We start from the raw sequence: 23641 nt of genomic DNA, 5'->3' as shown, positions 1-23641 counted from the left end.
AAATAGGAGACGTGACTTATGTATCCAACCCTGGAAGACTGTATTAACGATTTAGAAAAGAATGGACGCCTCATCCGGATTAAAGAAGAAGTGGATCCCCATCTGGAGCTTGCATCCATACATATGCGTGTAAACGCGGCAGGCGGTCCTGCTTTACTATTTGAAAATGTAAAAGGATCAAAATACCGGGCTGTATCCAACTTATTCGGCGATTTGGAAAGAAGTGAATTTATTTTCCGGAACACGCTGGAAACAACGCAGCGTCTGATTTCCCTGCGCAGCGATCCGGTAGCTGCATTAAAGCAGCCGATAAAAAACTTCAGCTCCGGCGTGGCCGGTTCCAAAGCGCTCCCCATGAAGAAAAAGGAAAAAGAAGTAGATGGATTTGACGAAATTCGTATTGAAGACCTGCCGTTAATTAAACATTGGCCGGATGACGGCGGAGCTTTTGTTACGCTTCCCCAGGTTTACTCAGAGGATCCGGAAAAGCCGGGTATTATGAATAGTAACCTCGGCATGTACCGGGTACAGCTGGACGGCAATGATTTTGAAACAAATAAAGAAATCGGTATGCACTATCAGATTCACAGGGGCATCGGGGTGCACCAGGAAAAAGCCAACCGCCTCGGCCGGCCGTTAAAAGTAAGTATTTTTATAGGAGGACCGCCTTCCCATACGCTCTCCGCCGTCATGCCGCTGCCGGAAGGATTAAGCGAAATGACATTTGCCGGTCTTCTGGCCGGACGCCGTTTCCGTTATACGTATGCAGACGGATACTGTATCAGCCTTGATGCTGATTTTGTGATTACCGGAGAGCTGCACCCGCAGGAAACCAAGCCGGAAGGACCCTTTGGCGATCATCTGGGCTACTACAGCCTGGTACATGAGTTTCCGATGATGCGTGTGCATAAAGTATATGCCAAGCAGCAGGCAATCTGGCCGCTGACGGTCGTTGGCCGTCCGCCGCAGGAAGACACGGCGTTTGGCGACCTGATTCATAAGCTGACCGGCGATGCCTTAAAAGAGGAAATCCCCGGCGTGAAAGAAGTAAACGCCGTTGATGCGGCAGGAGTGCACCCGCTGCTGTTTGCCATTGGAAGCGAACGTTATACGCCTTTTCAGGATGTACAGCGCCCGGCCGAACTGCTCACGATTGCCAACCGGATTCTGGGAACCGGCCACGTAAGCCTCGCTAAGTTTCTTTTTATTACAGCAGAGCAGGAGAAAACGCTCGATACTCATAAAGAAGTGGAATTTCTAACGTATATTATGGAACGTCTTGATCTGCACCGTGACCTGCATTTTTACACCAATACGACGATCGATACGCTCGACTATTCCGGTACCGGATTAAACAGCGGCAGCAAAGTCGTCATTGCTGCGTATGGAGATAAAAGAAGAGAGCTCTGTCAAACGGTGCCCGTTCATTTTGAACAGATCGATACCTTTCATAATGCACGCCTGGTGATGCCTGGAATGACTGCCGTACAGGGACCGGAATTCACGACGTATGAAGAGGCGGAAAAGGAAACGGCTGAATTAAGCCAAAGCCTGCTGAAAAACGGAAAAATGCCGGATTGTCCAATCATTATTCTCTGTGATGACAGCACGTTTATTAGTGAAACCATCTCCAATTTCATGTGGGCTGTGTTTACGAGAAGCAATCCGTCCCACGATATTCATGGGGTAAACAGCTTTTACGATCATAAGCACTGGGGCTGCGACAATATGATTATAGATGCGAGAATCAAGCCGCATCATGCGCCGCCGCTTATTGCTGACCCTGAAGTAGAGAAGCATGTCGATCGATTGTTTAAAGATGGCGGAAGTTTAAGCCACATTTCCCCGCAAAAGTGATAAAATAGAAAACGCAGATAAGAATAAGCCCGGAAACGTCCGGGCGCGGTTATTTTCTTAAAAAAGGCAATAACCCCAGCAGATTACAGAGAGGGGTATCATCCACATGACGTTTACGGTTAATGACAGATTTAAAATGTTTACGCTCAGCTCCAATGAGCCGCTCACAAAAGACATTGTCCGTCACCTAGGAAGTGAGCTCGGAGGAAGCAACGTCCAGCGCTTCAGCGATGGAGAAGTTAAAGTGAACGTGGAAGAGAGCGTGCGCGGCGGTGAGATTTATGTTGTTCAGTCCATTGCTCATCCAAGCAGTGACCACTTAATGGAACTGTTAATCATGATTGATGCATTAAAGCGGGCGTCCGCCAAGCGGATTAATTTGGTAATTCCTTATTTCGGCTATTCCCGGCAGGATCGGAAGGCACGTTCAAGGGAGCCCATCACGGCAAAGCTGATAGCTAACCTGCTTCAGGCAGCGGGAGCAACCCGGGTAATCACGATGGATCTTCATGCTCCGCAGATTCAGGGATTTTTTGATATAGCGGTAGATCATCTGCTCGGAATGCCTATACTGTCCAAGTATTTTGCGGAAAAGAAAATTGAAAATGGAGTCATAGTTGCTCCGAACAATGGAGGAGTGAAGGCTGCCCGGGAATTAGCAGACATTCTCGGTATGCCGATAGCCTTTATAGACAAAAGGCAGACAGGCCCGCGTGAATCAGAAATTGTAAACATTATTGGTGACACGGCAGGCAAAAATGCCATTATTATTGATGATTTAATAGATACCGGCAAAACGATTGCCTCAGCCGCCCAGGCGCTCAAAGACAGCGGCACCGAAACAATTTATGCCTGCTGCACCCATGCAGTGCTTTCAGGAAACGCGGTCGAACTGATCGAACAGGCTCCAATAGAAGAGATGGTCGTAACGGATACCATTCAAATCCCAGAAGAAAAACAGGGCAAGAATATGAAAGTATTATCAGCGGCACCTTTTTTCGCAGAAGCGATCAGCCGCGTGCATAACAGGCAGTCTGTAGATAAGCTTTTTAAACGCTGATTATTAGTTAAAACCGCAGGTTATGCCTGCGGTTTTAATAGGAGTAGATATATAATTTCACATACCATATTATTTTTAAAAATTAAACATTTAACAAAAACATCAAAAAAGCAACAAAATAAACATACTCTAGTTAGTGTGATATGCATCACGTTCATGTCAAAAAAACTGGTATATACTAAACGTAATAAATCCACGAGAGAGGGCAGGGGAAATAATGAAGACACGGTATAAAACCATACTGGTTGCGGCAGACGGATCTGAGGAATCCCACTTCGCTTTAAAAAGAAGTATTGAGCTTGCAAAAACCAACGAAAGCAGACTGGTTATTACACACGTGGTAGATTATCGCAACTACAGCCGGATGCAGCTTTATTCACCTTACGTGCTGCCGGCAGCTGAAGAAAAAGGCCAGGTTATTCTCGATGAATGCAAGGAAATTGCAGAAAAATCCGGAGTAAGCAGTGTAAGCATTTCTATGCAGCAGGGTATGCCAAAATCAAAAATCCCTAAAGAAATAGCGGCGGAATTTGCTGCTGATTTAATTGTGTCAGGAGCATCAGGCGCCGGCACATTCGAAAAATTCATTGTTGGAAGTGTTTCGGGTGGTATAGCAAGACACGCCTCATGTGATGTTCTTATCGTACGGGATAATCCGGAGAGAAAGTATCAAACGATTATGATACCAGTAGATGGCTCAGATACGGGTCTCGATGCTTTTAAAAAAGGAATTGCTATGGCAAAAAAGTCCGGAGCCTCCGTCGTTATTGCGCATGCTATGCACACACCGATGGTATCGAGCGCTGACCATTACCGTGATCATATACTCGAAACATTTAAAGAGAACGGAGAAAAACTTATTAATGAGTACAGCAGAATGGCTAAAGAAGAAGGAATGGAGGATGACAAGCTGGTTCTATCCCTTCAGGCGGGATCGCCTAAACTCATTCTTCCAAAAGAAACGGCGCATAGGCATCATGTGGACTTAATTATTGTAGGGGCCTCTGGTTTAAGCAGCACCGAGCGGTTTTTTCTTGGCAGTGTTTCCGAGGGAATTGCCAGGCGGGCAGCGTGTGATGTGTTAATCATTCGTAATCACCAATAGAAAAAAAGGGAATTACGTGTGGTGATTCCCTTTTACATAAATAAGTATATTTTGTGTAAATATTCATATAATCAGGTAACTAAAGAATTTATTTTATATAATAGAAAATAAGGAGGAACGTGATGTAGAATCAGTATTACATATTCACTGCGCTTGAGCAGGCGGACAATAATATACAAACAACAAAAAAAACGCTCCCGTATAGGGAGCGCTCTGTTTTATTTATTAATTAATCCACCTTGTTCTTCCTGAAGCTGGCGGACCGCTTCTACCTGCATATCAGTTAATGAACTGTAATTGCCTTTGGAATCCAATGCCAACAGCACGGATGTGCCTTTTAGGGAGTACTTGTTCGTTAAGTCTCCAAAATCTTTAGATTTCATTTTATAATCGGCTTCTTCATATTGGCCTTCTGTAACAAGTGCATAAATATCAAGTTCCGGGATCATTTCGAGCGTAATCGCTTCGTTTCCCGCGATGTCGTAAATGTCCTGCTGTCCTTCTACAGAACGTACTTCAATTTCTTCATTTGTTTTGCTGATAATTACTTGTAAACTCATATATCTCACCCTTCTAATTGTGTGCTACTGTAGCCATTTCCGAATTACGCTTCATGTAAACATGGGATTATTAAAAAAAGCAGCAGGGCATAAAAAGCCCGGGCTGCTTTCACTTCAAATAATAGTATTCTTTGGGTGTCATTACCTGCCCGCTTACCGGCAGGATAGCTTCAAACGATACAAAGTAAATAGTCATATTTTCTTTAGAGGGATAATGTGGATCTTCCTGATGGGCAAATCCTTTTCGAATTAAATCGCGCCAGTCTTCATCAGCAGCGGATCCATAATAAAAATTTTGTACAGGAACATGATGATGATCCAATCCGAGTGCTTTCTTTAATTTTCCCATCTGTGTTTCCGATAAGGTGGATGAAAATAACATAAGGGAGCACACCCTTTCGCATGAAGTATAAACTATTTTTTATGATAGGGGTTGTGATGATTATTTTCAAGTTTTTGCTTTTCCTTTTTTCATAGCAGCAGTCAGCAGACAGAATCGACAGTTTCACAGGATAAATGAACAGGTATAGAAGAAAGCAGTGCATTTTCTTAAAAGAAAAGCATGCAAATAAAAAAGAGTGAGGGAATGCCCGGTGACTTATGTATTGCTATTAGTAGGGTTTGCTTTATTAATTAAAGGGGCGGATTATTTTGTCAAAGGGGCCTCGCGCATAGCGGAAAATCTACAGGTCAGCCCGCTGCTTGTCGGTCTGACGATTGTGGCATTTGGAACAAGCTCTCCGGAAGCTACAGTCAGTATAACGGCCGCTCTGGAGGACAATGCAGGAGTAGCGCTTGGAAACGTAGTAGGCAGTAATATTTTCAATATTACATTCGTTATCGGCCTGACTGCGCTGATCGCTCCATTAAAAGTAGAGACAGAAACGATTCGTAAAGAAATTCCGTTTACCCTGCTGGCAGGAATCGCTTTATTGATTTTAATGAGTGATGCTGTGCTGCAGACAGCAAGCACCAACATTATTACACGCAGTGACGGTTTTGTCTTATTGCTTTTCTTTGCGGTATTTTTATATTATATCTTTGAAGTAGCAAGAAGAGACCGCAGCGCACAGACCGCGCAGGAAACGACAGACGGCAAAGTATGGGGGAAATATATATTCCTTACCATCCTGGGACTGGCCGCTATTATTTTCGGAGGCGACCTGGTCGTGGGGAGTGCATCAGAAATTGCGGTTTCCTTTGGGATGAGCACGACCCTCGTTGGTCTGACGATTGTCGCAATTGGAACCTCTCTGCCGGAGCTGATTACTTCTATAACAGCCGCCATCAAAAAGGAGGGCGGAATAGCAATCGGTAATATCGTGGGCAGTAATATATTTAATATCTTTTTTGTCCTTGGTGCCGCCTCTGCTGTATCTCCGCTTGCAGTTGACAGCAAAGTATTTTTTGATATCATTCTAATGATTGTTTTGACCGTGGTCCTGCTCGTATTCTCCAGAACGAGCTACACGATTGGACGAAGAGAAGGAGTCACGCTTGCTGTAGTTTATATTTTATACATGATTTATATTATTATTCGAAATTAGACAAAACCAACCCCGACAGCTCCTGAAAAGAGCGGACGGGGTTGGTTTTTTATTACCAGCTTAATATCGAGCTTAAGATTGTAATGGTGGCTGCGTATACGACCGCTGCACCGAGAAAAATATAAAGATGTGTATGCTTCTCCGATGGCATTTCCTTGCTGATCACATTAAAAATCATGGCACCGGACGTAAAAGCAATCATCGAATCCACGTAAAGCCCGGTAGAAGGGCCAAACACGCCGGCAGCACAGCCTCCGATCGTTGCGGCTGCCAGGATGAACCGCCCGTACCGAAGATGAAGCGGTTTGTTCTCCAGCGATAGGTTATAAGAGATGCCGATAAAATGAAGACCGATAGCGGTTCCGTAAAACAAAGCTTCAACTGTTTTCACATCAGACGAAACAACAATGTAGGTTACCATAAAGGTATAAGCTGCGAAAAACCCTGCTTCCACAAAATAAAAACGGGTCGCACCATGTTCTTCATCTTTACGGTAATCCGCTAATTTGTAAATCGTGAAATAGACGAGCAGGCCCAGCAGACCCAAAACATACAGCTCTGAGCCGAGAGGGGCTTCACCGCCCAGTTTATTCTGCTCATCATGAAGGGTAGGCAGAATATAAACAAATACATAGGCAATCGCTACACCACCACACAGCGAAAGCCAGCGGGATGTAGATAGTTTTGTTTTGGAGATAATCTGGCTCGCAAACAGCTGAATCAGTAAAAAGCCAATCCCAATAATTATAGAATCTATCGTAATCATATTTGGATGTCGTCTCCTTTTTTTTATACAGCCAATTAAATATAGCATATCCCCTTCCATAAAAAACAAGAAGGAAGTCCCTTTTTCTAAAAAATCTGCATAGAACAATGGCTGTACGATGCGTTTTTAGTACGATATACTAAATATGTAAAAAAGTTCTAAACGCAGAGGAGGGTCTTTTATGCCCACATGCATGCCCACATGCACAAACTGCCGCCGAAAATGGAACTACAAGCAGACCCTTGCCAACCTAAGTCATTCGGGAAATCAGTGGAATTGTCCTTTATGCGGGGAAACCCAGTATCCGACGTTCACCTCGATGATCCGTTTTGCCTTATTGTATTTTTTGGCAGCAGCCAGCCTGCTGGTATTTTTATTTCTTCATCTATCATTTGTACAAGTGGCCGGCGTAATAACAGTAAGTTATGTCCTGGTCTTTTTGATTTTCCCTTTTGCTCTTCGTCTCAGCAGCTATAAGGAGTCCCCTTTATAAAAACAGCCGCGCAGAGGATACCTGCGCGGCTGTTTGATGAATGAGAGGGTAGGATTATACAATATCTCCCTGTAAATACTTAGAGGCAAACGCTTCGGGCAGCATCGGTTTGTCAAAATAATAGCCCTGGCCAAACAAACAGGCGTTTTCTTTTAAAAAGGCCAGCTGTTCTTGTGTTTCAATACCTTCTGCCAGCGGTACAATATCCATTGATTCCGCTAACCGAATAATCGCTTCGATAATTTTTTTGTTAGAGGCTGCATCCAGGTTCATAGTCAAAGATTTATCAATTTTGATCATGTCCACTGGAAATGAAGCCAAATATGAAAGAGAAGAATACCCTGTACCGAAATCATCGAGTGCGATTTGAACGCCTTCTTGTTTCAGCGTACGCAGTAGATCAAGTGACTGCTGTTCCCGGCGGATAATCATGCCCTCGGTAATTTCAATGTTAAGCTGGGAGGGCGGAATTTGATAATCGTGAAGAAGCGCAATGATATTTTCAGCCATCTGCCTGTCCTCAAACTGCTGCGGAGAAATATTTACCGCCAGTTGAAAATCATCTTTCCGTGATTTTATCCAGTCCCCGGTCAACCGAAAGCTTTCTTCCAGCACCCAGCTGCCAATGTCTCTCATCAGACCGGCATTTTCTGCGATAGGGATAAATTCAAAGGGAGAGACAACTCCTAAATAAGGGTGCGTCCAGCGGAGCAGGGATTCGGCACCTATTATCCGGTTTGTTCCCAGTTCAATTAACGGCTGAAACATGAGGTGGAACTGTTCTTTTTGCACGGCCTGCTTCAGCTCGTTTTTTATTAAGAAGTTTCTTGTGTAGGTTCCCAGTATTTCCTCTTTATAAAATTCCACCCGGTTTTTGCCTTTATCTTTCGCCCCATACATAGCCATATCAGCTTTATTCAAAAGCTCTTCCATGACATTGCCATCTTCCGGATACATGCTGACACCCGCACTGAACGTAAAAAATATTTTATCTCCTTCAATAATCATGCCCTCGTTATGGCATTCTCTATAAATATGATCGAAAATATCGCGGATATAAGCTTGAGTAAGAGGTGTGTTTTCCTGGGGAAGCAGCACAACAAATTCATCGCCTCCGATTCTGGCAACCGTGCTATGCGAGGGAAGATAAGTGGTTAGACATCGGCTGATTGACTGAAGTGCTTTGTCTCCGGCGGCGTGTCCGTATATGTCGTTTATCTCTTTAAAGTAGTCAAAATCCAAATAAAGAACCGCTATCCGGGAATGAGTGGTACTATAACACGGAAAATGATCAAAGATATAAGAACGATTATATAAACCCGTCAGCCTGTCTGTTATTAAAGCTTCTTCAAGCATCAGGCTTTGATTAATAATAAACCCAAGCATTTTCATCAGCCGGACATCTTCCTCCGCAAAATGATACGGATCGAGATCCAGAACGCAGAGGCTCCCTACAATTTCGTTGTCTTCTGTATAAATAGGAACTCCCATTAAAGAGCCGGTCCCCACCATTCGGGTAACCGGATGGCCTTTAGTAAGCGGGTGAAGACTTAAATCATTAATAACGAGCGGGTTTTCTTCACTCTTCGTAACCACCTGACAGAACTCATGCCGGTAATCCCGGATTTCGCCTTCTTTTAGCAATTTATGCCTGCGATTAAACACGCGGCGTATTGTATTAACGGTTCCATTGGTGGTGGAAAAAAATATTGTATTTGCCTGCAGAGAAGCGCTTAAATAATCAATTGCTTCCGACACAATATGATCGAGCTTATCTGTATAGTTTATTTCGGTATAAAGCATTATCGTTTCTCCTTAAAATCTAAATTACCTCAGATATGGATACAATATTATATTACTGCCATAATTTGTATAGCCTTCTCTACTTATCCTATCACAGTGAACAAAATAAAGGGGAGAAAACGACCTTATACATAGGATTATGATATAATAGAAGCAAGAAAATGTACCTGATTTGTTTTCAGGTGAGCCGTTTTTTCAAGAAGGGAGGTGGCAAAGATGACTGCTCCTGAAAAAGAGAAAAAGGGTATCGTTCGTGATGAAATAAAAGAATATGAACTTGAAATCGACCGCATGATTAACGAAGGCTTTGCCGGCGGACGCATTATCGATATAAAACGGAAGCGTCCAAAAGAAAACGCAGCAGGCGCTGAAGACTCATAAATAAAAAACCGGTCCTCTTTCTAGAGAACCGGTTTTGTCTGGAGGAAAAGAAAATGAAAGGCTGTATTTACGATATGCTGATGGCACCACTCGAACACAGCCGCTTTAAGCAGATACGCCGCGGGATGCTTGAATCTGTTAAAGGACACGTGCTCGATATCGGCTCCGGCACGGGAGCCTCGATACCTTACTATCAGCAGGCGGAAAGTGTCACCATGCTGGAGCCGGATGCCGCTAAAATTAAACGTATTTCCCGCAAGAAGAAGCGGGGGACACTATACTGGGCGGAAGCTTCTGCTGAATGCATTCCTTTTCCTGATAATACGTTTGATGAAGCTGCCGCCTTTCTTGCGTTCTGTACAATTCCGGATCCTGCACTTGCTCTCAGCGAAACTGCAAGAGTCGTTAAACCCGGAGGACGCATTCAGTTATTTGAACATGTCCGAATGGATCATCACCCAAAAGCGGCGGCGCTCCAGGATTTTCTGGCACCAGCATGGCAGCTGGCAGCAGAAGGCTGTCAGTTAAACCGGCCGACAAGGCAGCTGGTGGAAGAAAGTCCGCTTCGCATCCAGCAGGTCCGTTCATTATACGGCGGGCTGTTTCTCATTATAGAAGCCTATGTACCTCCCGGAGTCACTCCCCTGAAGTAAGCTCCTCCACCTGAATATCAAGCTGTCTTTCCAGCGAAACGCCGTCATTGAACCAGAATTTCTCCAGCGGCACCATATATATTTGGTCGTTTTGATAAGCAGGCAGGCTTTTCCAAATGGAGCTCTCCATTAATTGTTCTGCTTCTTCTACGCCGCCTTCCTCGTACACAGTGACAAACATATGGTCCGCAGCATAGTCAGGCAATGTTTCCAGGGAAAGCGCTGCGAACTGTTCGCCGGGATCCAGTACTTCCTCCTGAACAAGGTCAGGAGCGGGCAGATCCAGGGTTTCGTATAAATTATAGGAGCCGCGTCCCGGGGTGGTGTGGACGTATATTTCCTTCGCAGATAATTCGTAGACTCCTACGGTTTCACCGGATTCGATAATACCGCTGATTTGTTCCTTTGCGTCTTCGGCCTGCTGTTCGTAGGAAGCAATCCATTCATCTGCCTCTTCTTCACGACCTAGCATCTCACCGAAATATGCCACTTCTTCCTTTGCATCCATCTCCGCCCATGGGGCAGTGACCGTTGGAGCAATTTGTTCGAGCTGACTGATAACATTTTCCTCTAAATATGTAGGGGCTACAATAAGATCCGGTTCCATTTCCAGGACCTTTTCGACGGACGGATCTCCTACATCTTCCGCATCAGCCAGTTCCTCTTCCAGCTGCTCGGAATTGTTTTTTATCGTAGAATCCACGCCTATGGGCTCAATACCTAAAGCGAGCAGGTCACCGGCAAACTGCAAAGCGATAACGCGCTCTGGATCCGCCGGAATTTCTACTTCACCATTTTCAGCGGTAACGGTTCTCGTGTCACTGCCGGATTCTTCTGCCTGTTCGTTTTCTCCGGCATCGCTGTTTCCCTCAGAGCTGCTTCCGCAGGCGGAAAGAAAAAACGCAAGACAGAGAAGAAAACCAGGAGCTGTTGTCCATTTCTTCAACATATACATGCACACCCTTTATTGATATTGAAAATCATTATCATTTAAAACATAGCAGGAATATTTTTATTTGTCCAGCTGTAATAGGAAGTTGACTTTAAGAGAATACAGCTGCATATTCAAAGAAAAAATAAGTTCGGCAAATGACAGCAGGGGGAGAGACCGGTTTATGCATCCGGCACCGAAGGAGCAATTCGCCAAAAAAGCCTTGGCGGCTAAACTCTCAGGTACAACTGACCGCTGCTGGATGCAACTCTGGAGAGAACCTATGGGCCGCCAAAGGGGAGCTTCCTTGTTTGAAGCAAATCTCTCAGGTAAAAGGGACAGAGAAAAGGCAGAAGAAATTCTGGCTTTTCTCTGTCCCTTTTTTGCGCGGTGAAGCATTACTGGAAGGGAGAAAATCCATCAATCCAATAAGGGGCGTGGGTTTAATGAGTTTTGACAGTTGTTTTGATATTATCGGACCAATTATGGTAGGACCGTCCAGTTCCCATACGGCAGGTGCGGTTTCGATTGGACGATTCATTTATGAATGGCTGGGGGACGTACCGGAATGGGCAGAAATCACTTTATATGGTTCTTTTGCCGATACATTTCAAGGGCATGGTACTGATAAAGCAATTGTTGGCGGACTGCTGGGTATGGATGCTCGATCACATGGCATACGTGAGTCTCAGGAAGAAGCGAAGAAAAAGAAAATGAATACCATGTTAAATCCCATGACTGACGTGGGATGGAGAGGTCATCCAAACACCGCTGTTATTAAAGCGCACTTATCTGGACAAACCGTAATAGTAGTGGAAGGAGCTTCTATCGGCGGAGGACTGGCAGAGATCCGCTCGCTCAATAATGAACCGGTACGTATTGCAATTGCAGCTGATGCAGAAATAAAGCAAATTGCAGCCGGCTCTAAAAACAGGGAGGGCAGATATTCATGATGAAAGAACGAATGAAGGATATAGTTGATGCAACAGAGGCAGGAAACAGTTCGATAGGTGAATGGATGCTTGCCCGGGAAGTCAGTCGGTCCGGCAGAGCAGAGGAAGCAGTCCGTCTGCAGATGAAAGAACGGCTGCAGGTAATGAAGCAGGCTGTAGAGAAGGGGAAAGCCAATACCTGTGAATCCGAAAGCGGCCTCTCGAGCGGGGATGCCTTCCGTATGAACACCTATGTTCAACAGGGCACACCGTTATCCGGTACATTAATCAGTGACGCGATGCTGTTTGCAATGGCTGTCTCAGAGAGCAATGCCCGCATGGAAGTGATCGTTGCTACACCTACCGCAGAGTCAGCCGGTATTCTTCCCGGGGTGCTTTTGTCATTGGCTCACAATCATCAGGTCTCTGAAGATGCCCTGGTAATGGGGTTATTTTCCGCCAGTGCCATTGGCTATGTGTTTGCCAATCACGCGATGATATCCGGTGCGGCCGGCGGGTGTCAGGCGGAGATTGGTTCAGCCGCAGTGATGGCGGCCGGAACGATTGTTGAAATAAAAGGCGGCTCGCCCGCTCAGGCTTCCGATGCGACAGCCATTGCAATGAAATCCCTGCTTGGACTTGTATGTGACCCGTTAGCCGGCCTGGTGGAAGTGCCGTGCGTCAAACGAAATGTTATTGGTACCTCTATTGCCTTCAGCGCCGCTGATATGGCATTGGCCGGCATACAAAGCCGGATACCCTGTGACGAAGTGATTGATACCATGCATCGCATCGGAAGCAGCATGCCGTCTGCTCTAAAAGAAACATCCAAAGGCGGACATGCGGTAACCCCTGCCGGACAGAAAGCGTCAGCGGCGATGGCGGCCAGACCTTGTTCTTTTTAACAGAGGATTAGAGAAATGCCTTCTTTTCTATGATATGATAACACCTATATGAGTTCGTTTTGCAAAGGAGGATGGCTATGGATCTGATTTTATGGTTATCAATTATTGGCGCCCTGCTCGTTGGCGTGTCGATGCACCGGATCGAGCGCAGCAAAAATGCAAAAAAACGGCATAAAAGCCGGGGACGGATGCGCACCCGCAGAATCCGCTGAATACGAGATTTCCAAAATACGCTGTTTTTTTTTCAGTAAAAAAAGCCCGCTTCCTCTCAGTAGAGGGAACGGGCTTTTTGAGGTAAGCAGTCTTAGAACGTGACGTCTTGTCCGTAATAAGCAGCTTCGTATAATTTTTTCATCTGTGCTTCAGATGTTTCACGAGGATTCGTGCCGGTACATGGATCTTCGACCGCATTTTTCGCCATATCCGCTACGTGAGAAGTGAACGTTTCTTCATCAAGTCCCCATTTTTGCAGGGTAGAAGGGATTTCCATCTGTACGTTCAAATCGCGAACCCATTCGATCAACGAATCGGTCAGCTCTTCAGATGTCGTACCGTTCAGGCCGAGACGTTTTGCAATCACAGCAAAGCGGTCAGCTGAAACAGAACGGTTGAACTGCATTACGTACGGCAGGTAGATCGCATTAGCAAGGCCGTGGGCAATGCCGAATGTTGGACCGCTTTTGTGAGCCAGGCTGTGCGCGTTACCAAGAACAGCGTTGGCAAATGCCATACCGGCCATTGCCTGTGCATAGTGTACCTGTTCACGGGCTTCTTTATTGCCGTCATACGAGCGGAGCAGGTCATTTTTCAAGATTTCTGCGCCTTCCAAAGCCAATGCATCGGTAAACACCGTGTGCGGCTTCGCTACATATGCTTCAATGCAGTGCGTTACGGCATCCATGCCTGTGTTGGCCGTTACGTCTTTTGGCATTTGATCTACCGTCATCGGATCAATGATCGCAATGTCCGGCGTCAGTTCAAAGTCAGCCATTGGATATTTAATATTTGTTTCCGCATCGGTGACAACAGACAAGTTGGAAATCTCAGAAGCACTTCCGCTTGTTGTTGGAATGCCGATAAATTTCGCTTTGCCGCGAAGGCGGGGAAGTTCGAAAGGTTTTGTTGCATCTTCAAACGTAAGCTCCGGGTGCTCATAGAAGACCCACATCGCTTTGGCTGCGTCCATAACAGAGCCGCCGCCGATACCAATTACCCAGTCCGGCTGGAATGATTCCAGAACGGAAGCACTTTCGCTGATTTTCTGCGTTGTTGGTTCATCGGATATACCTTCGATTACTTTTGTCTCAATTGATGCTTTAGCAAGTTTCTGCTCGATGGCATCCAGCGTGCCGTTTTTCTTGGCAGAGCCGCCGCCGATAACGAGGATGGCTTTTTTGCCTTCAAGTGTTTCGAGTACGCCCAGTGCGTCTTCTCCGAAATAAATATCTCTTGGTATGGTAAATCTATTCATAGGTAAAACCTCCAGTTGATTGTTTGAAAAAGTGTGAGAGGTTCTTTACCCCAGGCACAAAATCAAGTATACTTCGTACAAGCAGATAATGTAAGTACCCACATTTACCACACATAGTGATAAAAAGTATACTATTGGGCCATATCAGCCTGTAAAGGGGATAAAGAACATGAGTAGATTTGATGAGAAAGTGTACAACTGTGAAAAAGAACTAACCCTGTCCATAATCGGCGGCAAATGGAAAATGCTGATCATCTGGCATCTGGGAAAAGAGGGCACCAAACGGTTCGGTGAGCTGAAAGCCATGATTCCAGGCATTACGCAGCGTATGCTTGTTACCCAGCTCAGAGAACTCGAAGAAGACCAGATCGTGCACCGGGAAGTATATCCGGTCGTTCCGCCTAAAGTAGAGTATTCCCTCACGAGCCACGGCGAAACCTTAATTCCTATTTTGGATGTAATGTATGACTGGGGCAGAGGCTATATGACTGATGTACTTAAGATGGATGAAGAAACGATCCAGGCCCACGTAAAATAAACACAACTCCCGTCCGAGTACCCGGAAGGGAGTTTTTTATCTGCAGCCCTTGACCCTCACGCTGCGTCAGACCTTATAGTAAAGACAGGAAGGAGGAAGAAGAGGATGCTCCAGATTAAGGAAGCGGCAGAAGCTGCCGGAATCAGCGTGCGCACGCTTCACCATTACGATGACATCGGCCTGCTGGTGCCTTCGATACGCACAGAATCGGGCTACCGGCTTTACAATGATGATGAGATGGATCGTCTCCAGCAGATTCTGCTTCTGCGGGATGCTGGAGTCCCGCTGGCCACTATTAAAACCATGCCCGCCTTGACAACAGAGGAACAGGTATCTATGCTTGCCGGCCATAAAGAAAGGCTGCGCGCCAGACAGCAGCAGATTGAGGAGATGATCCGCACGATTGACCGGACGATACGTCACCATAAAGGAGAGAAGACGATGAACAACCCAGATAAATTTAAAGGGTTTGATTTTTCAACCAACCCATATGAAAAAGAAGCACAGAAGCGCTGGGGCAGAGAAAAAGTTAACGCCGTTAATCGGAACGTCAATCAGTGGAGCGAGAACGAACAGGAGCGGTTTAACGACATCTACCGGAGCCTGGCAGAAGTGCGTCGGGAAGACCCGGGATCTGACGAGGTGCAGCAAAGAATCGGCCACTGGTACGACCTGCTGCAGACGATCGGGGAATATCCGCCGGAAGTGTTTATCAGCTTAGGCCGCATGTATACAGAAGACGAGCGTTTTACTAAAAACATTGATCAGTTTGGGGACGGACTGGCTGTATTTATGCAAGAAGCGATGCGGATATACGGAAACGCCCGGCTTTCTTCTTAACCCGCAAGCCACAGTGCACTGCTCCCTCTGGAGCGGTGCTTTTTTCTGAAAACGGGATGGATTTCGGCCCTTTAACACGCTATGATGATAAAGATAACGTCTTTAGTGCCAGGAGTGCATCGTTTTAACAGTAAAGGGACGTCCCGAGGGATGGAGGTGTTCCTGCAGGAGAGGTGAGGGGTTTATGAAAGCTGTACAAGTAACAGGCTATGGGGATGTGGATAAATTAGACATAGTGGACCGGGCCGTACCGGAGCCAAAAGAGAAGGAAGTGTTAATCCGGGTCAAGGCGTGCGCCATTAATAATACAGAAATTTGGATGAGAGAAGGAGCATACGGAACGGGTTCAAAATCCGGATGGCGGCCGGAAGGCGTTCATTTCCCCCGTATCCCAGGTTCTGATATAACAGGAGAGGTAGTAAAGCTGGGAAGCGCTGTAGAGGAATCCATGCTTGGCAGAAGTGTCGTTCTTTTTCCATTTACGTCCAGTGGAAAAGAAGGAGCTGAACATATTTCAGAAGATATGTCTTTTATAGGATCGGAATATGACGGCGGCTACGCAGAATACGTAGTGTGGCCGGCTCACTTATGTTTTGACATGCCGCTTCCGGATTATACCGAAAGTGCGGTTTTTACAGTGAGCGGTTTAACAGCCTGGCATATGGCCAAGCAGATTCGCATTCAGCCCGGCGAAACGGTAGTCGTAACCGGCGCAAACGGCGGCGTCGGCTCCTTGAATGTTCAAATTGCCGCAAAGGTGTTTGGGGCGGAGGTCATTGCGATTGTGGGAGATCTGCAGCTGGAGGCTAAACTAAAGGAGCTGGGTGCCTCCCATGTCTTATCCTATAAATCAGCAGACCTTGCTGAAGAAATAGAAAGCGTTAACGGAGGACCGGTGGATGCTGTATTGGATATCGTAGGAGATGCGCTGTTTGCCGTCTCTCTTCAGGTGCTGAAGAAAGGCGGGAAATTCTGCACGTCCGGATCAGCGGGCGGCCAGAAGACAGAGCTTGATTTCCGGCTCCTGTATTTAAAGCATATTACGCTTTACGGTTCTGTGCTGGGAACGCGGGCCGAATTCAAACGCCTGCTTCAAGCGGTCGCTGCTGGTAAAATAAAACCGGTGATCGACTGTACTTTTCCATTAGAAGAGGCAGGAAAAGCGCAGACGTATTTTAAAAAAGCCGGCAAACTGGGAAAAGTAGTCCTGCTTCCATAAACAAAGGCTTTCCTCTGAAGACCGGGATGTTTTTCCGGAGACGGGATAGATTTCATTGCTTAAACGCGCTATGCTGATAGAGAGAAAAATAGAGAAACAGGATAGGAGATTTCCCATGTACAAATTAATTGCTATTGATATGGATGGAACGCTGCTGAACGATCAGCATGAGATTACACCGGAGGTGCGGGAGACACTGCTCGAAGCCCGCTCCAAAGGATCCCACATTGTTCTCTGCACCGGACGCCCGATTGGCGGCGTACATCGTTATTTGGATGAACTCGGGCTTACAGACGAAGGGGACTACGTTATTGCCTACAACGGGGCGCTCGTTCAGGATACGCATACCGGCCGCGTCGTCAACGAGCTGTCGCTGACTCATGAAAACCTCGAGGAGCTGTATGAAGTAAGCCGCGAGCTGGACACGCCGATGCATTATTTTGATTCTGAGCAGGTTTATACGCCTAATAAAGACATCAGCCGGTATACGATACTGGAAGCTCACCTGACCCAGCTTCCGCTCAGCTACCGAAAAGTAGAGGAAATGCCAAAAGGGACGCTCTTTCCAAAGGTTATGTTCATTCATGACCCGGAAAAATTGAGTGAGGTTATTGCAGCCGTGCCGGATTCGCTGAAACAGAAGTACACTATGGTCCAGAGCGCGCCTTACTTTTTTGAAATTCTGCATCCGCAGGCAAGCAAAGGCAGTGCGGTACAGCAGCTGGCCGAAAGTCTTGACATTACCCGGGAGCAAGTCATGTGTATTGGGGATAACGGCAATGATCTGTCGATGATTCAGTACGCCGGCTGCGGCGTGGCCATGGAAAATGCCATTCCTGTCATCAAGCAGCACGCGGACTACGAAACGCTCTCCAATAACGCCCACGGCGTCGCGGATGCTATTCAAAAACTCGTACTCGCCAAGCATCCATCGTCATAAAAGGAGGCGGTCGTATGGATATCCGCCATTTGAAATACTTTATTGAAGTTTCCCGTTTTCAAAGCTTCACAAAAGCCGCGGAGCATTTATTTATCACACAGCCGACCATCAGCAAAATGATAAAAAACCTGGAGACCGACCTCGGCGCGGAGCTGTTTGACCGGTCGCACAAGCAGCTCGTGCTCACCGATGCCGGCCGGCTGATTCTAGGGCAGGCAGAAACGATCAACCGCGCCTTCGACAGCCTGCAGACCGAGCTCAACGATTTAATGGGGCTGCAGAAGGGGCATATCCGCATCGGACTGCCGCCGATTATGGATGCCGATCGGTTTATTAAAATTCTTGGGGAATTTCACCAGCTTTATCCCAATATTACGTTTCAGCTTCAGGAAAACGGCACCAAAAAGATCGAAGAGGATATCCGCGGGGATCTGCTTGATGTTGGGATTACCGTGCTTCCGACCAATGCAGAGGAATTTCATTCCTTTTCGTTTATGAGAGAAGATTTAAAGGTAGTAGTGCCTCCCGCGCATCCGCTTGCCTCGCGTAAACAGGTGCGGATGGAGGAGCTCGAGCGGGAACAGCTGATATTGTTTAATAAGGATTTTGCCTTAAATGATAGGATTACCGATGCCTGCCGGGAAGCAGGATTTCTTCCAAAAGTGGTGTCTGAGAGCACACAGTGGGATTTTATCGGTAAAATGATTGCCTCCCGTCTCGGTATCTCGATTCTGCCCCACAGCGTGTCCCGGCTGCTGCAGGAGGACTTATGCACGATCAAAGTGGTCAAGCCGATGCTGGAGTGGGATCTTGCGATTATCTGGCGCAAACACAGCTACGTATCCTTTGCGACAAAAGAATGGCTCCGTTTCACACAGGAGCGGTTAATGATGGAGACGCCCTCTACCTAGAAGGCGTCTTTTTTTTGTGCCGCTGTTAAGAGAGCGGGGACGTATTCAGCAGGAATGAAAACCATCTCATAGACAGTATCTATGCTGAACATAAGAAATATCCATTTTTCTTTTGCAGCTGCGGCTTTTACACTGGAAACAGACGCAGAGGAAAGAAGGGAACAATCGTTATGATGCACGCGAAACATCCGAGAGAAAGCCTGATTGTAAATACCGACCAGGTAATGATTAATGATTTAAATAACTACAACACCCTGTTTGGCGGAGTGTTAATGAAAAAACTGGATAACAATGCCACCCTGTCGGCGAGACGCCATGCCCGGGTGAAAGAATGCGTAACTGCCTCTACCGATTCAATTGATTTTCTGTATCCAATTACCCAATCGGATTCGGTCTGTGTGGAATCCTTTGTCTCTTACACCGGCAGTAAATCAATGGAAATATTCTGCAAGGTAATAGCTGAAGATATGATGACCGGAGAGCGGCGGATGGCAGCTACTGCTTTTTTAACGTTTGTAGCGCTGGATGAGCACAAAAAGCCGCTTCCGGTGCCGGGGATTCTGCCGGAGACAGAGGAAGAGACGTTTTTGTATGAATCCGGAAAAGAGCGTGCCGAACAGCGGCATGTGCGCCGGATGCAGAGCAAAGAGCTTAACAATATTATTGCCCTGGAAAAACCATGGGAAAAAGGAGCGGTAACGTCATGATGCAATCGATGCCCGGCCTGCATGATATACAGCAGGCTAAAGAAGACTTAAACGAACTGAAGCAAAAGCACCCGGCCTTATATGAACAGTTTCATCATGTCGTCAGCCTCACCCGCCAGCTTCAGGTCCGCTACAGCTATCTCGGCGGACTGCTCACCGGACAGGCGGCTGAAGAAGACGCGCCGGCCTTTATGAAAGAGTCGGTTCTGGCTCTGTATATGGAAGAAGTACGCCAGCTGCAAATGCGCAGTGACTTCCCGGAATTGTCAGCGCTTCTCAAGGCAAACGATCACGTTGGGTGCTCGAAGCTGTCCTTGATGGTGATCGGTGCCCGGCCGGAAATGATTCAAGGATCCACGTTTATTAAATAAAAGAAAACCGCCGCAAATGCGGCGGTCTTCTTTTTATACGGGACTGAGCTCTATAGCCGACTGCAGGGCAGCCTGCAGGCTTCTCGGATCGGCGATGTTTTTTCCGGCAATGTCAAAGGCTGTGCCGTGATCAACGGACGTGCGGATTACGCCGTGATTCAATCCGACGGTAATATTAACACCGGCTTCGAGGCCGAGTACTTTCACCGGAGCATGCCCCTGGTCGTGATAGCAGGCGACCACGATATCAAAGTCACCGCGGACCGCCCGGTAAAAGAGCGTATCCGCCGGCCACGGCCCTACAACATCCATACCCTGCTGCTGTGCTTTTTCAATGGCCGGCGCTAACTTTTCTTCTTCTTCCCCCTGGCCGAAGAGACCGTTCTCTCCGGCGTGGGGATTAATGCCGCATACCGCAATCCGCGGATGGGCAATGCCCGCTTTGGTGAGCGTTTCATGCGCTAACGAGAGCACTTTGAAGGTCCGCTCCGGCGTAATGGCATCAATGGCATCACGCAGGCCCAGGTGGGTGGTCAGGTGAATCACTTTTAAATTGGGAGCGGAGAGCATCATGGAGTAGTCTTTTGTGCCGGTAAGGCCCGCCAGAATTTCCGTATGCCCGGGATACTTGTAGCCGGCTCCCTGCATGGCTTCTTTATTTAACGGCGCCGTGCAGATACTGTCTATCTCCTGGTTGACCGCAAGCGCTACGGCTTTTTCCACATAAAGATAGGCATGTTTTCCAGCTTCGTAGGAAAGCTCTCCAAACGCCAGCCCCTCCGGAAGTTCTCCTACCTGCAGGCAGTCGATAAGGCCCGGCGTGAATCCGGCGTCCGCGACAGACGAGATGGACGCCGCTTTGACAGACAGACCGCAGAGAGCGGCTGCCTGATTCAAACGCGCAGTGTCCCCAATGACGAAAGGACGGCAGCGGCTGTACAGCGTTTCATCCTGCAGGGCCTTGACGATAATTTCCGGACCGACGCCGGCTGCATCGCCCATTGTAATAGCAATAATTGGTTTGTTCATTCATTTGTACCTCCTTGAAAAAAATGTAGAGCCTGTATGAGTGAATCTTCGTTTCCGAATCCTCCTGCTTTGGTCATAACGAGAGGACGAAAAGCGCCTCTTAACCGGCCGATCGGGATGCCGGGCTCCCATTCCCCGTAAAGCTCCAATGAATCGCTGCCAAGGGAAGTGCAGACGGCAGAAGCGATATCACCGCCGGTGAGAAACAAGGCATCATACGGTATTCTTTCATAAATACGGCTGACGATGTATCCCATTTGTTCTGCCATATAAAGAGAGGCTTCCTGCAGGCTGATGCCGGCAGCGTCTGCGTGGGATTCGACCGCCTGCACTGCTGCTTGGCCCGACTCCAGATACAAGAGGGAGTAGGACGGGTGCTGATGGACGATCTGTTCGATTACTTTTTCTATTTCCGTCTCCCGGGTTTTCTGGTCGAAGAACAAGGAAGGAGATAACGAGAGCGGCACAATGTCCGGCTCCGTCATTAGCAGCTGCCGCTGCTTTCGGCTTATGTCCGAACGGCTTCCGACAACAAACAGCGCCGACCGGGGAGACGAATCTTTTAACAAACTGCTGTACACCGGATTCTGCTTCGTTCGGCCCGGCTCGGGAAAAAGATAGAATGCCGCCCCTGCCGATCCGGCAAACAGGATGGAGAAGCCGGAGTCCAGGAGCTGTTCCATCCCTTTTTGCAGGTCTGCTTCGGTACTACTGTCAAACGAAAGAAACGCGGTGCCCTTATTCTGCTCTTGGGTCAGGACAGCTGGCAGGTCGTTCCCGTACAGCATATCATCATCGAGATGAACCGCACGGCGTTTACTGTCGGCTTCAATTATTTCCACTACGCTTGACGTAACGGCTGTTTCTCCTGCAAATGTCGTATAGCCTGCTTCTTGAAGCGGAATATCGTTTACGTACAGCTGCCCTCCCTTTATGACCCGGTGTTTGGCCGGGTAGGAAGGATTTACCACAATAAAATCCGGCTGAAACGCATCAAACACGGCATCGAGTTCTGCCCCGACCGCTCCCCGGAGAGTAGAATCGATTTTTTTATAAACTACTTTAGGTACAGAGGCAGCAAGAGCATCGGATACGCTGCGTACTCTATTATACGCCTGTTCGCCGTAAAAGGGCCGGGAGTCGGTATTTACAATCAACACCTGTTCCCGGAGCAGGGAATCCGTCAGACGGCCGGTCAATGCGACAGCAGGCGTATAGCCGTGCCGGGCGCACTGAACGCCCGCATCATTTGCGCCGGTTACATCATCGGCAATAATACATAGTTCCACTGCAAGCACCTCGCTGTTAGTTGGTTTCGTCGTTCCCGCCGGTTTCAAAATCCTCCCGCGTGCCGATCACACCGCGTTTGCGCTGGTAGCGGTCGATGAGGATAACGGCTACTGGACAAAGAATTGCAGTAACAATAACCGAAATGGAAATCTGGGCGGTTGCCAGGCTTACCAGGTTCTGATAGGCATCTGCATCGGCCTGGCTCATGGCTCCGCCGGCCGCAGAGGTTGCCGCCGCGGCTGCGATGGCAGCTGGAGTTCCAACGGCATTACCAGCGGTGGAAGCTTCGGCGACCGGGGCAATGTAGCTTCTTTCTTTAAACAGCTTAAATACGAGAATTCCGCCAAGACCGGTAAGAATGGTTGTCATCAGGCCAAGGGCGATGCCGGCGCCTACTACTTCCGGATTAAAGAAAAGGGCAAAGTTCATACCGGCTCCAAGTGCAAAAGCAAAAAACGGTACAGGAAGAATTTCTCCGGGTCTTAAGAAGGAACGGATATCTTCATCCAGGTTGCCGAGGATCATACCAATCGCAATCGGCAGAAGCACGGCCAGGAACGTCGCAAACGGGAAAGTGGCCCCAAGCAGACCGAGCGACATCATGGTAAAGAACGGTCCATCGTTGATAGACAGGACAGCAACGCCGCCCACATCGGAACGGTTTCCATACTGGCTCGTAAGGGCTGCATACATGCCGCCGTTACCGTTCGTCATCGCAGCAATAATGGCGACGGTGGAAAGGCCGAGAATACCGTTCATCGGGTCAAAGAAGAAGCCGAATGCAAGGCCGATTAACAGGCCGACTACATATTTACTGGAGGTAAGAAGCACTCCTTTTTTCAACGCTTTCCCGCCGATTTTTAAATTCATCTGGGAACCGGCGCAAAAGAGAAACAGTGCAATAAGGACGAGTGCCCCGTCTTTAAACAGCTCCTGGGAGAAACCGCCGATACGGAGAAATTCATAGGTGCCTTCCTCGGTTTCCGGAGCACCGATAAACTGGAGAAATTGTACGATAAAACCTAACTGCAGCTGATCAATCGTATTTAATAAGGCCCCGAGCATTAAAGGTACAACCATTAATCCTCCTGGTACTTTCTCAACCGTTTTCTTAATTCGCATGCTTGTTCCTCCTCTTTTTAGTAAACGCTTACAAATGTGCTTAAATAATCGACAAGGATGTACAGCTGACGATTCCTTGTCTGGGGACCCTGCTTCTCATCAACGGGCCGGCACGAATTGACAAACGCTTTCATAAACTTATAATGATTGTTACAGCCGCCATTTAAAAATGCAACACTATAACGATTATTGTTTAAATATGAAACACTT

At 47.4% G+C, this 23641-nt stretch carries 26 protein-coding genes and 1 riboswitch; of the genes, 17 read left to right on the top strand and 9 right to left on the bottom strand.

Features of this window, described 5'->3' with window-relative positions:
• Positions 1–18: 18 nt before the first annotated feature.
• From ATL39_RS14490 to ATL39_RS14480, 3 genes are all read left to right on the top strand, one after another.
• Positions 19–1857: a UbiD family decarboxylase gene (locus ATL39_RS14490; RefSeq protein ID WP_120194087.1), complete on the top strand. Its 1839-nt coding sequence runs from the start codon at positions 19–21 to the stop codon at positions 1855–1857.
• Between the two features lie 106 nt (positions 1858–1963).
• Positions 1964–2917 carry a ribose-phosphate diphosphokinase gene (locus ATL39_RS14485; protein ID WP_120194086.1) on the top strand — a complete coding sequence of 318 codons (954 nt, stop codon included), beginning with the start codon at positions 1964–1966 and terminating at the stop codon, positions 2915–2917.
• A gap of 217 nt (positions 2918–3134) precedes the next feature.
• Positions 3135–4022 (top strand): universal stress protein, encoded by an 888-nt coding sequence (locus ATL39_RS14480; RefSeq protein WP_120194085.1) that lies wholly within the window; start codon positions 3135–3137, stop codon positions 4020–4022.
• Positions 4023–4240: 218 nt separating this feature from the next.
• On the opposite strand, the gene ATL39_RS14475 is transcribed toward ATL39_RS14480, so the two are convergent.
• Positions 4241–4582 carry a hypothetical protein gene (locus ATL39_RS14475; RefSeq protein WP_120194084.1) on the bottom strand — a complete coding sequence of 114 codons (342 nt, stop codon included), beginning with the start codon at positions 4580–4582 and terminating at the stop codon, positions 4241–4243.
• Between the two features lie 109 nt (positions 4583–4691).
• Positions 4692–4964 carry a hypothetical protein gene (locus ATL39_RS14470; protein WP_120194083.1) on the bottom strand — a complete coding sequence of 91 codons (273 nt, stop codon included), beginning with the start codon at positions 4962–4964 and terminating at the stop codon, positions 4692–4694.
• A gap of 211 nt (positions 4965–5175) precedes the next feature.
• Between ATL39_RS14470 and ATL39_RS14465 the strand changes: the two genes are divergently transcribed.
• Positions 5176–6129 (top strand): calcium/sodium antiporter, encoded by a 954-nt coding sequence (locus ATL39_RS14465; protein WP_120194082.1) that lies wholly within the window; start codon positions 5176–5178, stop codon positions 6127–6129.
• A 52-nt stretch (positions 6130–6181) separates the two neighbouring features.
• Here the strand turns inward: ATL39_RS14465 and ATL39_RS14460 are convergent, their stop codons facing one another.
• Positions 6182–6895 carry a hypothetical protein gene (locus tag ATL39_RS14460; protein ID WP_120194081.1) on the bottom strand — a complete coding sequence of 238 codons (714 nt, stop codon included), beginning with the start codon at positions 6893–6895 and terminating at the stop codon, positions 6182–6184.
• A gap of 181 nt (positions 6896–7076) precedes the next feature.
• On the opposite strand from ATL39_RS14460, the gene ATL39_RS14455 reads away from it, so the two are divergent.
• The gene (locus ATL39_RS14455) at positions 7077–7388 is read left to right on the top strand and encodes a TIGR04104 family putative zinc finger protein (protein ID WP_120194080.1); all 312 of its coding nucleotides are present in this window, start codon (positions 7077–7079) and stop codon (positions 7386–7388) included.
• A 54-nt stretch (positions 7389–7442) separates the two neighbouring features.
• On the opposite strand, the gene ATL39_RS14450 is transcribed toward ATL39_RS14455, so the two are convergent.
• Positions 7443–9191, bottom strand: coding sequence for a bifunctional diguanylate cyclase/phosphodiesterase (locus tag ATL39_RS14450; protein WP_120194079.1), 1749 nt, complete (start codon positions 9189–9191; stop codon positions 7443–7445).
• A gap of 216 nt (positions 9192–9407) precedes the next feature.
• Here ATL39_RS14450 and ATL39_RS17475 point away from each other — a divergent pair, with 216 nt between their 5' ends.
• Together ATL39_RS17475 and ATL39_RS14445 are read left to right on the top strand one after the other, a co-directional pair.
• The gene (locus tag ATL39_RS17475; RefSeq protein WP_170146944.1) at positions 9408–9572 is read left to right on the top strand and encodes a hypothetical protein; all 165 of its coding nucleotides are present in this window, start codon (positions 9408–9410) and stop codon (positions 9570–9572) included.
• A 53-nt stretch (positions 9573–9625) separates the two neighbouring features.
• Positions 9626–10225 (top strand): class I SAM-dependent methyltransferase, encoded by a 600-nt coding sequence (locus ATL39_RS14445; protein ID WP_120194078.1) that lies wholly within the window; start codon positions 9626–9628, stop codon positions 10223–10225.
• Here ATL39_RS14445 and ATL39_RS14440 read toward each other — a convergent pair.
• Positions 10209–11174 carry an iron-hydroxamate ABC transporter substrate-binding protein gene (locus tag ATL39_RS14440; protein WP_170146943.1) on the bottom strand — a complete coding sequence of 322 codons (966 nt, stop codon included), beginning with the start codon at positions 11172–11174 and terminating at the stop codon, positions 10209–10211. The genes ATL39_RS14445 and ATL39_RS14440 overlap by 17 nt on opposite strands.
• 140 nt (positions 11175–11314) lie before the next feature.
• A riboswitch (glycine riboswitch) is annotated at positions 11315–11421 on the top strand.
• Between the two features lie 181 nt (positions 11422–11602).
• On the opposite strand from ATL39_RS14440, the gene ATL39_RS14435 reads away from it, so the two are divergent.
• The 3 genes from ATL39_RS14435 to ATL39_RS17645 all read left to right on the top strand — a co-directional run bounded on the left by ATL39_RS14435 (position 11603) and on the right by ATL39_RS17645 (position 13205).
• Positions 11603–12109, top strand: a complete 507-nt coding sequence (locus ATL39_RS14435) for a serine dehydratase beta chain (protein ID WP_120194076.1) — start codon at positions 11603–11605, stop codon at positions 12107–12109.
• Positions 12109–12993, top strand: a complete 885-nt coding sequence (gene sdaAA, locus ATL39_RS14430; RefSeq protein ID WP_120194331.1) for an L-serine ammonia-lyase, iron-sulfur-dependent, subunit alpha — start codon at positions 12109–12111, stop codon at positions 12991–12993. Before ATL39_RS14435 ends, sdaAA begins: the two co-directional genes overlap by 1 nt.
• Positions 12994–13070: 77 nt before the next feature.
• Positions 13071–13205: a hypothetical protein gene (locus ATL39_RS17645; RefSeq protein ID WP_256497873.1), complete on the top strand. Its 135-nt coding sequence runs from the start codon at positions 13071–13073 to the stop codon at positions 13203–13205.
• A 92-nt stretch (positions 13206–13297) separates the two neighbouring features.
• On the opposite strand, the gene ATL39_RS14425 is transcribed toward ATL39_RS17645, so the two are convergent.
• Positions 13298–14464 carry an iron-containing alcohol dehydrogenase gene (locus ATL39_RS14425; RefSeq protein WP_120194075.1) on the bottom strand — a complete coding sequence of 389 codons (1167 nt, stop codon included), beginning with the start codon at positions 14462–14464 and terminating at the stop codon, positions 13298–13300.
• A 169-nt stretch (positions 14465–14633) separates the two neighbouring features.
• Between ATL39_RS14425 and hxlR the strand changes: the two genes are divergently transcribed.
• The 7 genes from hxlR (at position 14634) to ATL39_RS14385 (ending at position 19990) form a co-directional block, all read left to right on the top strand.
• Positions 14634–15002 carry a transcriptional activator HxlR gene (gene hxlR / locus ATL39_RS14420; RefSeq protein WP_120194074.1) on the top strand — a complete coding sequence of 123 codons (369 nt, stop codon included), beginning with the start codon at positions 14634–14636 and terminating at the stop codon, positions 15000–15002.
• A 105-nt stretch (positions 15003–15107) separates the two neighbouring features.
• Positions 15108–15842, top strand: a complete 735-nt coding sequence (locus tag ATL39_RS14415) for a MerR family transcriptional regulator (protein WP_120194073.1) — start codon at positions 15108–15110, stop codon at positions 15840–15842.
• A 184-nt stretch (positions 15843–16026) separates the two neighbouring features.
• The gene (locus tag ATL39_RS14410) at positions 16027–17061 is read left to right on the top strand and encodes a zinc-binding dehydrogenase (protein ID WP_120194072.1); all 1035 of its coding nucleotides are present in this window, start codon (positions 16027–16029) and stop codon (positions 17059–17061) included.
• A 115-nt stretch (positions 17062–17176) separates the two neighbouring features.
• Entirely contained in the window at positions 17177–18001 is an 825-nt protein-coding gene (gene yidA, locus ATL39_RS14405; protein ID WP_120194071.1) for a sugar-phosphatase, read from the top strand.
• A 14-nt stretch (positions 18002–18015) separates the two neighbouring features.
• Entirely contained in the window at positions 18016–18912 is an 897-nt protein-coding gene (gene cidR / locus ATL39_RS14400; protein ID WP_120194070.1) for a cidABC operon transcriptional activator CidR, read from the top strand.
• A 170-nt stretch (positions 18913–19082) separates the two neighbouring features.
• Positions 19083–19619, top strand: coding sequence for an acyl-CoA thioesterase (locus ATL39_RS14390; RefSeq protein ID WP_120194068.1), 537 nt, complete (start codon positions 19083–19085; stop codon positions 19617–19619).
• Positions 19616–19990: a hypothetical protein gene (locus ATL39_RS14385; protein WP_120194067.1), complete on the top strand. Its 375-nt coding sequence runs from the start codon at positions 19616–19618 to the stop codon at positions 19988–19990. The genes ATL39_RS14390 and ATL39_RS14385 overlap by 4 nt, the downstream gene beginning before the upstream one ends.
• Positions 19991–20023: 33 nt before the next feature.
• On the opposite strand, the gene pdxA is transcribed toward ATL39_RS14385, so the two are convergent.
• The 3 genes from pdxA to ATL39_RS14370 are packed head-to-tail and all read right to left on the bottom strand — an operon-like array spanning position 20024 to position 23431.
• Positions 20024–21019, bottom strand: a complete 996-nt coding sequence (pdxA, locus tag ATL39_RS14380; RefSeq protein WP_120194066.1) for a 4-hydroxythreonine-4-phosphate dehydrogenase PdxA — start codon at positions 21017–21019, stop codon at positions 20024–20026.
• Positions 21016–22356: a four-carbon acid sugar kinase family protein gene (locus tag ATL39_RS14375; RefSeq protein ID WP_120194065.1), complete on the bottom strand. Its 1341-nt coding sequence runs from the start codon at positions 22354–22356 to the stop codon at positions 21016–21018. Before ATL39_RS14375 ends, pdxA begins: the two co-directional genes overlap by 4 nt.
• Positions 22325–23431 (bottom strand): 2-keto-3-deoxygluconate permease, encoded by a 1107-nt coding sequence (locus ATL39_RS14370; protein ID WP_120194064.1) that lies wholly within the window; start codon positions 23429–23431, stop codon positions 22325–22327. The genes ATL39_RS14375 and ATL39_RS14370 overlap by 32 nt, the downstream gene beginning before the upstream one ends.
• Positions 23432–23641 lie beyond the last annotated feature (210 nt).

Source organism: Sinobaca qinghaiensis, assembly GCF_003610495.1.
GTDB lineage: Bacteria > Bacillota > Bacilli > Bacillales > Marinococcaceae > Sinobaca > Sinobaca qinghaiensis.
This window is presented reverse-complemented; position numbering and strand designations above follow the sequence as displayed.

Bases quoted from the DNA above. Each gene is read 5' to 3' on its own strand.
- ATL39_RS14480 (WP_120194085.1), top strand. From the start codon at position 3,135: ATGAAGACACGGTATAAAACCATACTGGTTGCGGCAGACGGATCTGAG.
- ATL39_RS14385 (WP_120194067.1), top strand. From the start codon at position 19,616: ATGATGCAATCGATGCCCGGCCTGCATGATATACAGCAGGCTAAAGAA.
- ATL39_RS14415 (WP_120194073.1), top strand. From the start codon at position 15,108: ATGCTCCAGATTAAGGAAGCGGCAGAAGCTGCCGGAATCAGCGTGCGC.
- ATL39_RS14390 (WP_120194068.1), top strand. From the start codon at position 19,083: ATGATGCACGCGAAACATCCGAGAGAAAGCCTGATTGTAAATACCGAC.
- ATL39_RS17645 (WP_256497873.1), top strand. From the start codon at position 13,071: ATGGATCTGATTTTATGGTTATCAATTATTGGCGCCCTGCTCGTTGGC.
- ATL39_RS17475 (WP_170146944.1), top strand. From the start codon at position 9,408: ATGACTGCTCCTGAAAAAGAGAAAAAGGGTATCGTTCGTGATGAAATA.
- ATL39_RS14445 (WP_120194078.1), top strand. From the start codon at position 9,626: ATGAAAGGCTGTATTTACGATATGCTGATGGCACCACTCGAACACAGC.
- ATL39_RS14470 (WP_120194083.1), bottom strand. From the start codon at position 4,964: ATGTTATTTTCATCCACCTTATCGGAAACACAGATGGGAAAATTAAAG.
- ATL39_RS14425 (WP_120194075.1), bottom strand. From the start codon at position 14,464: ATGAATAGATTTACCATACCAAGAGATATTTATTTCGGAGAAGACGCA.
- sdaAA (WP_120194331.1), top strand. From the start codon at position 12,109: ATGAAAGAACGAATGAAGGATATAGTTGATGCAACAGAGGCAGGAAAC.
- ATL39_RS14440 (WP_170146943.1), bottom strand. From the start codon at position 11,174: ATGTTGAAGAAATGGACAACAGCTCCTGGTTTTCTTCTCTGTCTTGCG.
- ATL39_RS14460 (WP_120194081.1), bottom strand. From the start codon at position 6,895: ATGATTACGATAGATTCTATAATTATTGGGATTGGCTTTTTACTGATT.
- ATL39_RS14410 (WP_120194072.1), top strand. From the start codon at position 16,027: ATGAAAGCTGTACAAGTAACAGGCTATGGGGATGTGGATAAATTAGAC.
- hxlR (WP_120194074.1), top strand. From the start codon at position 14,634: ATGAGTAGATTTGATGAGAAAGTGTACAACTGTGAAAAAGAACTAACC.
- ATL39_RS14485 (WP_120194086.1), top strand. From the start codon at position 1,964: ATGACGTTTACGGTTAATGACAGATTTAAAATGTTTACGCTCAGCTCC.
- yidA (WP_120194071.1), top strand. From the start codon at position 17,177: ATGTACAAATTAATTGCTATTGATATGGATGGAACGCTGCTGAACGAT.
- ATL39_RS14455 (WP_120194080.1), top strand. From the start codon at position 7,077: ATGCCCACATGCATGCCCACATGCACAAACTGCCGCCGAAAATGGAAC.
- ATL39_RS14370 (WP_120194064.1), bottom strand. From the start codon at position 23,431: ATGCGAATTAAGAAAACGGTTGAGAAAGTACCAGGAGGATTAATGGTT.
- ATL39_RS14435 (WP_120194076.1), top strand. From the start codon at position 11,603: ATGAGTTTTGACAGTTGTTTTGATATTATCGGACCAATTATGGTAGGA.
- ATL39_RS14490 (WP_120194087.1), top strand. From the start codon at position 19: ATGTATCCAACCCTGGAAGACTGTATTAACGATTTAGAAAAGAATGGA.
- pdxA (WP_120194066.1), bottom strand. From the start codon at position 21,019: ATGAACAAACCAATTATTGCTATTACAATGGGCGATGCAGCCGGCGTC.
- cidR (WP_120194070.1), top strand. From the start codon at position 18,016: ATGGATATCCGCCATTTGAAATACTTTATTGAAGTTTCCCGTTTTCAA.
- ATL39_RS14450 (WP_120194079.1), bottom strand. From the start codon at position 9,191: ATGCTTTATACCGAAATAAACTATACAGATAAGCTCGATCATATTGTG.
- ATL39_RS14475 (WP_120194084.1), bottom strand. From the start codon at position 4,582: ATGAGTTTACAAGTAATTATCAGCAAAACAAATGAAGAAATTGAAGTA.